Source organism: Streptomyces sp. NPDC086080, assembly GCF_044540255.1.
Lineage (GTDB): Bacteria > Actinomycetota > Actinomycetes > Streptomycetales > Streptomycetaceae > Streptomyces.
Genome location: NZ_JBITRU010000084.1, coordinates 1 through 5,408 on the forward strand (window position 1 = coordinate 1; position 5,408 = coordinate 5,408).

Below are 5,408 nucleotides of genomic sequence, written 5' to 3' on the forward strand. Positions count from 1 at the left end.
ACTGGCGCCGCCGCCACCAGGCACGATCACGCACCAGTCACTACCAGCGACAAGCCGCATCCCAGACATGAAGATCACGATCTACAGCTGGAGTATTAGCGGGGAAGCGCCCAGGCGGGAACGATCGTTACTCATGACAGAAACGATCGTTGCCACAGCCTGTTGCCGCGTAGCAAGATCCCGGTAGCGGGATCGAGGCACCCGATTACTTTGCGTGACTTATGTTGATCATTGGGCCAGTCCGACGCGAACTCGCACGGGGGAGTTGCCTCTGGCTGAGCGTGAATGTGCACGTTCGACCGAGTGCCGATAACTGCCGTGTTCGAACTGGTGCTCGTACAGCTATTGTCGACGGGACGGATTAGACCGTGACGCCCCACTACCGGACTACGGGCTCGCTCGAGGAGGCAGCTCCGCACGTGCCAGGCGCGTTGAGTTGGCCCCACTTCTCACTCGGCCCCGGCAATATCCCGGTCGACGCGATGCAGCAGACCGCGATGGCGGTGAACGCGGCGGTGCATCACCTCCACGGTGAGCTGCCCGATACTGCACAGTCCGACGCCGACGCGCTGACCGTACTCACCGAGTCGGCCGGCGTCGCAGCAGGGCGGGCGGCGGAATGATGCCTCCCAGCATCCGGCACCTCGCCGCCGGGACGAATACCAGTCCGTTCACCGTCACACGTTCGCTCCGTCAGCCGACCGAACTCCAGCTGGACCAGCGCGGCCACTTCAGGACCGTCGCTGCGAGGCCGTCCTCGGCCTGGTGCGTGAGGCTGCCCGCCACGGCCGGCAACGGGAGCACCAGGGGAGGCATGGCGTGACCATCAAGCACATCGCGATGGTGCTTGATGCCGAGGGACTGGACGGGCCCGAGAAGCTGCTTCTGATTGCCTACTGCAACAGGACCGACGATCACGGGTACTGCTGGCCGGGCCAGCAGCGCCTCGCCGATGATTGCGGCACGTCCATCGCAACGGTCAAGCGGGTGAAGGCGAAGCTGATCAAGAAGAAGCTCATTGCCTCGCAGCGACGCCTCGACCCACGAACGGGCGAGCCCATTACCAACCTGACGCGCGTGAACCTCGAACTTCTGGCTGCGATGAAGCACCGGCGCACCGACTACGACGACTTGTGTCACCCCTGGGGTGACACAACTCCTGCACCGACGTCCCCGCCTCAGGCGTAGGCGAAGACGCGGTGAGATCGAACCCGGCCTGGAAGTCAGAAATGCTGACCTCGCGCGTGCGTTGATGTCAGTCTTCCTGACTTCCCAAGGGAGCTCTGTCTACCCAGGAGTGACATTCGAGCGACCTTATGTCACTGCTGAGGAGTCACACATGCCCCACCAGAAACCCTTTGACCTGCAGAAACACCCGATCTTCCCTATCTGATGCTTCAAGGTGACCTGCGGGCGGCCGGGCAACGACGTGGCTGAGCTCGCTTCGCGTGCAGCCTCGTGAAGCACTTGCAGGTCGTGGACAGCATCAGCGGCTCTGAGTCTCGGGTGGTGCCGACCGTGACGAACAAGCAGCACTAGCAAGCGGGGCGAGGCCGGTGATGGGTTCCGCCGCCCGGCCTTGGGGGCCGGGCGGCTGCTGTACCTCCGTACGCTGCTCTTTTGCTTCCCCTGATTCGAGCTTCCGTTCTGTGGTTAAGGAGTTCAATCGGACCGGAACGTGCGGCTCGCAGGGTCAGCTCGAAGTGCCGGGACAGGCCGTTGACACGCTGGGTGATGACGGTGCCGGTGGGCCGGGTCGTCTCGTACTGGTACGGCCTACCGTCCGGGTCCCCGGACACCGGCACCAGCGGGCACGGCCTCTCCCCCGGCGGCCTTCTGCGTGGTGGCCATGCGAGCAAGGGCCTCCCGGAAGATCGGTACGTCCTCCTTGGCCATCCGGTAGGCGATGTTCTTGTGCCAGCTGGGGTTGTCCGGGTCCCACACCGGGCTGATGGGCGCGCGGGTGCCCTCCGGCCACCAGCCTTCGCGCACACCGCGCGGCATCGCGCGGGACAGGGCGACGGTCGGCCCGTTGAGCCTGCCCAGCGCCCGGCGCAGTTGCTCGGCTTCGATGTATCCGTCGCCGTCGACCACGACCATCGCGGCGAACCGGCGGGCGCCGGCGGGGAGCGAACGGAGATAGCGTTCGGCGCGGTTGACGGTCCAGCCGGTGTCGACGGCAATGACGTTCAGTTCCGCGCCCTCCTGGGCGGCGAGGACGATGACCTTCTCCGCGAACTCCTCGCTCGCCCCCTCAATGGTGATCTTCACTGGAACCTTCCGGCAGATTCTTACCCGGTTCTCCGGGTTCTCCATGGGAAGTGTGTATTCCGGGGCCCCCGCCGTCCAGCCTGATGGCACGGTGCATCTACCTCGTATAATTTCCGTTATACGAGGCTAGTCTGACGGAGGGCCAAGTGACCGGCTCCAGTGCCGTGGAAGTGGTCGACGCCGAGTTGGTCGAGGATGACGAGGGGGACCGGGAGGACCGGGCGCTCCCCGCCCTCGCGGAGGCGGCGCCACCCCGCCCGCTCGTCGACCGCCACACCCTGCTCCGCCCGAACGCTCCGATCCCGACATCGGCCGACCTGCCGGCGTACACCGAAGCCGACTTCCGGATCTCGCGGGAGACGGCCGACCTGATCGACGGGGCACCGCCCGCCAACACCTCCCGCACGTACGGCTCGGCCCTCGGGCAGTTCAGGACCTGGTGCGCGGAGCACGGCCGGGTGCCGATGCCGTGCACCACGGCGACGTTCGTGGAGTACGTCGGGCACCTGGTACAACGGGACTTGGCGCCCCCGTCCGTCCAGGTCCACATGTCGGCGATCCGTTCCGCCCACCCGGACGGTCAGCAGCCCGGTACGAAGGAGGCCCGGCAGGTCCTCCGGAAGCACGCCCGGGACTGGGCCCGGCGCCGCGCACCCAGGAAGGCGCCGCCGATCCGTTCCGCCGCCCTGTCCGCCATGGTGGCGACCTGCACCGCGGCCGACGACCGCGAGCGGCCGAAGGCCCTGCGGGACGCCGCACTCCTCACCCTCGGATGGGGCATGCTGTCCCGCCGCAGCGAGCTCGCCAACCTCCTGATCGAGCACCTGGCCGTGGAGGACGACGGCGTGACCGTACGCGTGGCGTTCTCCAAGACCGACCAGGCCGCACACGGCGAGGACACCTTCGTACCGGCCGACCCGGACGCCCCGGCCCTGTGCCCGGTCGCCCGCGTGCGCGCGTGGCTGGAGGAACTGCGCCGCCACGGCATCACCTCCGGCCCGCTGTTCCGGCACATCACCCGCGGCGGCACCATCCGCCAGCGCTCCGGGCCGCGCGGCGACTTCCTCAGCCCCGACGCGATCGGGAACATCGTCAAGAGCCGGGCCCGGCTCGCCGGGGTCAGGGACCCCGGCGGCCGCGCGGTGACGGCACACGGCCTGCGCCGGGGACCCGCGCAGGAGATCTCCGAAGCGGGAGGAGACCCGACCGCCCAGGGCCGCTGGAAGCCCGGCTCCCCCACGGTCCGCAGGCACTACATCGAGCCCGCCCGCGGCAAGACGAACAACCCACTGCACGCGGCCCGGGCGAAGGCCCGTGCGGCAGAAGGCACTTGATGACCCCTACCTACTTGGCCGGCAGGGGAGTGTCGAACGATATCCAGGCGTCAGGAGGCACGTCGGGCCGACCTGGTACCGGTCTGCGTTCCTCGGTCCATGCGTCGCCGGCGATCGCCGTGGCCACGCGACGCCAGAAGCGCACGGCAGAGACGTTGGCATCCTGAAACGCGACCTCCCACGGGCCCGGGTGCCTGGCCGTGATCTCCTGAACAGCGTGCATCCCGATCCCCGTCCGCCGGGCGCCGCGCACCACGAAGAAGCTGTTCAGCACGCGCGCCGGGGCGGTCAGACCGCGGACGAACGCGAACCCGGCGGGGCTGTCACCACATGTGAGGAGGTACGGCGCCCAGTCGGGATCGGAGAAGGCCATGTGGAGCCGGTCGCTGCGGAAGGTTCCGTCAGCGTGAGGCAGCAGACCGTCGAACTCCGACAGATCGTGACGGAACATCAGCCACAGCCGCTCCACCACGGGCCGCTCGGCGATGCCTGCGAGGCGAACCGACACGTCGGGCACGAGACTCCTTGTGCGGGTAGCGGTGCTCGACCGGCGAGCGACGGAACTCAGGAGGTGGGAACCGGCTCGGACGACGGCTGCCACTCCCGCCTCAGCAGCCCGTAGACCCACGAGTCGGAGACGTCACCGTTGACGACGCAGTCCTCCCGCAACGTCCCCTCACGCACGAACCCCAGCTTCTCCAGCACACGGGCGGAAGCCGCATTGCGCGTATCGGCCTCGGCCTGGACGCGATTCAGGTCCAGCGTGTCGAACGCCCACCCCAGCAGAGCGCGTGCGGCCTCGGTCGCGTAGCCCTGGCCCCACACTGCGTCGTCGTAGCAGTAGCCGAACGACGCGCTGCGGAAGTCCGGATTCCAACTGTGCAGGGTGCACCAGCCGATGAACGCCCCGTCGGAGACACGATCCACGGCCAACCGCGCCCCGGTGCCCTCCTGTTCCATCCGCCGGCACGTAGCGAGGAACTTCTCGGCGCGCGAGCGTTCGGTCCACGGTGGCGAGTCCCAGTAACGCAGGATGTGGGCGCTGCTGTGCAGGGCGAAGAGGTCGTCCGCGTCCGTGTCTTCGAAGGCACGCAGTCGAAGCCGAGCGGTGCGCAACGAGGGGGTGGGCAACGACGCCCTCATATTCCCTCCCTGGTCGGTGATCAACCATCAGACAACCGATGCCGGTCACTCGCAACGGGTTTCTCCGGAAAGCCGCGGCCGCCGCGGATGGCGTCCCGCCGTCCCGCTGTGTGGTGAGCGGTGGTCGTCAGCGCTGTCCGGCGTCGAGGGCAGCGAGGCCGCCACGGACGGCAGCAGCCGTCTTGTCGAGTCGGTCCCGTTCCTGGACGCGCCAGTCGGCATCAATGCGAAAGGGGTCACCTGTGAAGCGGGGAAAGACATGCAGGTGGACGTGGAAAACCTCCTGGAAGGCTGCTTCCCCGTCCGCAAGGAACAAGTTGACGCCCTCACATCGCAAGCCTGATCGGCGCAGTGCGCGTCCGAGCTGATGCGCAACTTTCCAGACCTGGACGCCGACGTCCTCCTGGAGATCCTCCAGTCCCACCGCGTGTGCCTTGGGGATGACCAGCAAGTGGCCTGGGGTGACGGGCCGGAGATCCATGAAAGCGATCACCGAGTCGTCTTCGTGGACGATGCTGGCGTCCGCCTGACCTCTCGCTATCGCGCAAAAGATGCATCCGTCGTCCGTCATCCGGGTTCTCCTTCGTGGATACCCCGTCCTTCAGGGCAGGGAGGAAACGAAGCTCCTGCGGAGCAGGGCAGGGAAAGCCGGTTCGCCGC

The 5,408-nt window shown here is 67.6% G+C and carries 8 protein-coding genes; 3 read left to right on the forward strand and 5 right to left on the reverse strand.

Going from position 1 to position 5,408, the window contains the following annotated elements; translation table 11 throughout:
* The first annotated feature begins 419 nt into the window (after window positions 1-419).
* A complete protein-coding gene (locus ACIF9R_RS37905) occupies window positions 420-623 on the forward strand; it encodes a hypothetical protein (protein ID WP_399987622.1) in 204 nt (67 codons plus the stop codon).
* Between the two features lie 70 nt (window positions 624-693).
* Here ACIF9R_RS37905 and ACIF9R_RS37910 read toward each other — a convergent pair whose 3' ends face one another.
* Window positions 694-816: a hypothetical protein gene (locus ACIF9R_RS37910; protein WP_399987624.1), complete on the reverse strand. Its 123-nt coding sequence runs from the start codon at window positions 814-816 to the stop codon at window positions 694-696.
* A 3-nt stretch (window positions 817-819) separates the two neighbouring features.
* Between ACIF9R_RS37910 and ACIF9R_RS37915 the strand changes: the two genes are divergently transcribed.
* A complete protein-coding gene (locus ACIF9R_RS37915) occupies window positions 820-1,188 on the forward strand; it encodes a helix-turn-helix domain-containing protein (RefSeq protein ID WP_399987626.1) in 369 nt (122 codons plus the stop codon).
* Between the two features lie 588 nt (window positions 1,189-1,776).
* Here the strand turns inward: ACIF9R_RS37915 and ACIF9R_RS37920 are convergent.
* Window positions 1,777-2,271: a hypothetical protein gene (locus tag ACIF9R_RS37920; protein WP_399987628.1), complete on the reverse strand. Its 495-nt coding sequence runs from the start codon at window positions 2,269-2,271 to the stop codon at window positions 1,777-1,779.
* A gap of 146 nt (window positions 2,272-2,417) precedes the next feature.
* Between ACIF9R_RS37920 and ACIF9R_RS37925 the strand changes: the two genes are divergently transcribed.
* On the forward strand, window positions 2,418-3,605 hold the full coding sequence (locus ACIF9R_RS37925) for an integrase (RefSeq protein ID WP_399987630.1): 1,188 nt from the start codon (window positions 2,418-2,420) through the stop codon (window positions 3,603-3,605).
* Between the two features lie 10 nt (window positions 3,606-3,615).
* Here ACIF9R_RS37925 and ACIF9R_RS37930 read toward each other — a convergent pair whose 3' ends face one another.
* The 3 genes from ACIF9R_RS37930 to ACIF9R_RS37940 all read right to left on the reverse strand — a co-directional run bounded on the left by ACIF9R_RS37930 (window position 3,616) and on the right by ACIF9R_RS37940 (window position 5,319).
* On the reverse strand, window positions 3,616-4,122 hold the full coding sequence (locus ACIF9R_RS37930) for a GNAT family N-acetyltransferase (protein ID WP_399987632.1): 507 nt from the start codon (window positions 4,120-4,122) through the stop codon (window positions 3,616-3,618).
* 47 nt (window positions 4,123-4,169) lie between these two features.
* A complete protein-coding gene (locus ACIF9R_RS37935) occupies window positions 4,170-4,748 on the reverse strand; it encodes a GNAT family N-acetyltransferase (protein WP_399987634.1) in 579 nt (192 codons plus the stop codon).
* Window positions 4,749-4,875: 127 nt separating this feature from the next.
* Window positions 4,876-5,319, reverse strand: a complete 444-nt coding sequence (locus ACIF9R_RS37940) for an HIT family protein (protein WP_399987636.1) — start codon at window positions 5,317-5,319, stop codon at window positions 4,876-4,878.
* Window positions 5,320-5,408 lie beyond the last annotated feature (89 nt).